Source organism: Gilliamella sp. App6-5 (genome assembly GCF_001690525.1).
Classification (GTDB): domain Bacteria; phylum Pseudomonadota; class Gammaproteobacteria; order Enterobacterales; family Orbaceae; genus Gilliamella; species Gilliamella apicola_H.
Map to the genome: position 1 here is coordinate 1 of NZ_LZGT01000027.1, position 2,765 is coordinate 2,765.

Below are 2,765 nucleotides of genomic sequence, written 5' to 3' on the forward strand. Positions count from 1 at the left end.
GATTATAAGTGTTTTTGCCTACGCCCACGGACTGTGCAACGGGAAAGCCAGTTTTATAAGGGTGAAAGGAGAACACATTAACTAAGTTAGTACCACCCATATCCGAGCCAGTCTCGCCAAAATTAGCGGGCATAATATGTTCCCATTTAAACACCGCAATGCCACCACAATATTTAGGGCGTTGTACATACACTTGCCGTGTTACCCGATTAAACCGTACCCGAATATGGCGAAGCGTGAATAACTCTAAGCGACAGATATAACGGAAGTAGCGGATGCATAAATAAGCAGAGACTAAAAAAATGATTGCAAAAAATACCATTGCAAATATTCCGGAACCAATTTTATAATTATCCCATTCATTATTGTATAATTTTAAAGCCACTTTAAGTGCGAAATAACCTCCTGATGCTGTAATAAAAAATATAGCTAAACTAATCCAAGTAATAATCCCCCGAAAATTTTCAAGCATACCTCCTCGTATCTCTAAATAGCGATCGTTATAGGCATAATAAGGTCCTATCGGGCGTGGATTATGACTGACCGACTCTGTGGTATAATCTTTGGCGACTTCGCTTAACTTCATTGAGTTATCAGAATAATCTTTTTTCAATTTTTTACGTGTTTCAGGTTTAATTGCACTACCTAACCACAATATAAATTCACCAATATACATTAAAATGTCCCCTGAACTGCTTGGTAAAACTCGTTTAACTCTTCAGTTAAGTCATCAAATTGATCACGTTTGGCATCTTTGCTAAAGCAGCCACAATCTAACCTTACCAATTAATTCTCTGAATTCTCTTTTATGGGCTTTTCTGCTTGTTTTGTTGCTTTTGTTTTTCTTTTTCGGCTGGCTTTTTTCTTGGGTCTTTTAAATTGACCATAGTCGATAAGTTCGCCCGTTTCGTCATCAATTACGCCCCACTCTTGGCTACTATCTAAAATGGCCTTTTGTACCTCGGGTGGGTAATCCGATAGGGTGGTTTCTTTTGGTAAAGGTTTACCGGGTTTACCCGCTTGCCTGATCACTTTTGGCCAACGAGGTTGCCAGCATAGGCATTCCGAAATAAAGTAACCCATAGTATAAAATGGCAATAAGATTAAAAAGACGGGGATTAACATTAAAATTATGATCACACTGGGGTTATTTTTTGCCAGATGGATCATGGGGCTAATATGCCCCTCAACACCGTGAAAGGGCATGGGTAAATGGGTACTTAGGCGTGGTTTTGGCAGATTTTTAGGACCGTCTTCCATATAACGGCGGATAAATTCCCACTCGTCTTTATAATCTTGAGGATTATAAGTGTTTTTGCCTACGCCCACGGACTGTGCAACGGGAAAGCCAGTTTTATAAGGGTGAAAAGTAAACAAGTTAACCACATTAGTACCGCCCATATCCGAGCCAGTCTCGCCAAAATTAGCGGGCATAATATGTTCCCATTTAAACACCGCAATGCCGCCACAATATTTAGGGCGTTGTACATACACTTGCCGTGTTACCCGATTAAACCGTACCCGGATATGGCGAAGCGTGAATAATTCCAAGCGACAGACATAGCGGAAGTAACGGATAAATAAGTAAGAAGATAATAAAAAAATAATTGACAAAAATATTATTGCAAATATTCCAGAAACAATATTTACTCCTCCATCTTTATATAATTGTAAAGCAATTTGCAAACCAGCATTACAACATGAAAAAGAAACAAAAAATATAGCTAAACTAATCCAAGTAATAATTCCCCGAAAATTTTCAAGCATACCTCCTCGTATCTCTAAATAGCGATCGTTATAGGCATAATAAGGTCCTATCGGGCGTGGATTATGACTGACCGACTCTGTGGTATAATCTTTGGCGACTTCGCTTAACTTCATTGAGTTATCAGAATAATCTTTTTTCAATTTTTTACGTGTTTCAGGTTTAATTGCACTACTTAACCACAATATAAATTCACCAATATACATTAAAATATCCCCTGAACTGCTTGGTAAAACTCGTTTAACTCTTCAGTTAAGTCATCAAATTGATCACGTTTGGCATCTTTACTAAAGCAGCCACAATCTAACCTTACCAATTAATCCTCTGAATTCTCTTTTATGGGCTTTTCTGCTTGTTTTGTTGCTTTTGTTTTTCTTTTTCGGCTGGCTTTTTTCTTGGGTCTTTTAAATTGACCATAGTCGATAAGTTCGCCCGTTTCGTCATCAATTACGCCCCACTCTTGGCTATTATCTAAAATGGCCTTTTGTACCTCGGGTGGGTAATCCGATAGGGTGGTTTCTTTTGGTAAAGGTTTACCGGGTTTACCCGCTTGCCTGATCACTTTTGGCCAACGAGGTTGCCAGCATAGGCATTCCGAAATAAAGTAACCCATAGTATAAAATGGCAATAAGATTAAAAAGACGGGGATTAACATTAAAATCATGATCACACTGGGGTTATTTTTTGCCAGATGGATCATGGGGCTAATATGTCCCTCAACACCGTGAAAGGGCATGGGTAAGTGGGTACTTAGGCGTGGTTTAGGCAGGTTTTTCGGACCGTCTTCCATATAACGGCGGATAAATTCCCACTCGTCTTTATAATCTTGAGGATTATAAGTGTTTTTGCCTACGCCCACGGACTGTGCAACGGGAAAGCCAGTTTTATAAGGGTGAAAGGAGAACACATTAACTAAGTTAGTACCACCCATATCCGAGCCAGTCTCGCCAAAATTAGAGGGCATAATATGTTCCCATTTAAACACCGCAATGCCGCCACA

General features: G+C 39.3%; 2 protein-coding genes and 1 pseudogene. All 3 read right to left on the minus strand.

Annotated elements, in window-relative coordinates; translation table 11 throughout:
• Positions 1–676 (minus strand): annotated as a pseudogene (locus A9G24_RS03135) (hypothetical protein); the annotation flags it as partial.
• Between the two features lie 110 nt (positions 677–786).
• A complete protein-coding gene (locus A9G24_RS03140) occupies positions 787–1,971 on the minus strand; it encodes a DUF6708 domain-containing protein (protein WP_065637724.1) in 1,185 nt (394 codons plus the stop codon).
• Between the two features lie 110 nt (positions 1,972–2,081).
• Positions 2,082–2,765: DUF6708 domain-containing protein (locus A9G24_RS03145; protein ID WP_218056199.1), on the minus strand; the 684-nt coding region annotated here is incomplete at its 5' end.

What these genes read in the sequence shown, in the direction of transcription:
- A9G24_RS03140 (WP_065637724.1), bottom strand. Translation starts at nt 1,971, where the DNA reads ATGTATATTGGTGAATTTATATTGTGGTTAAGTAGTGCAATTAAACCT.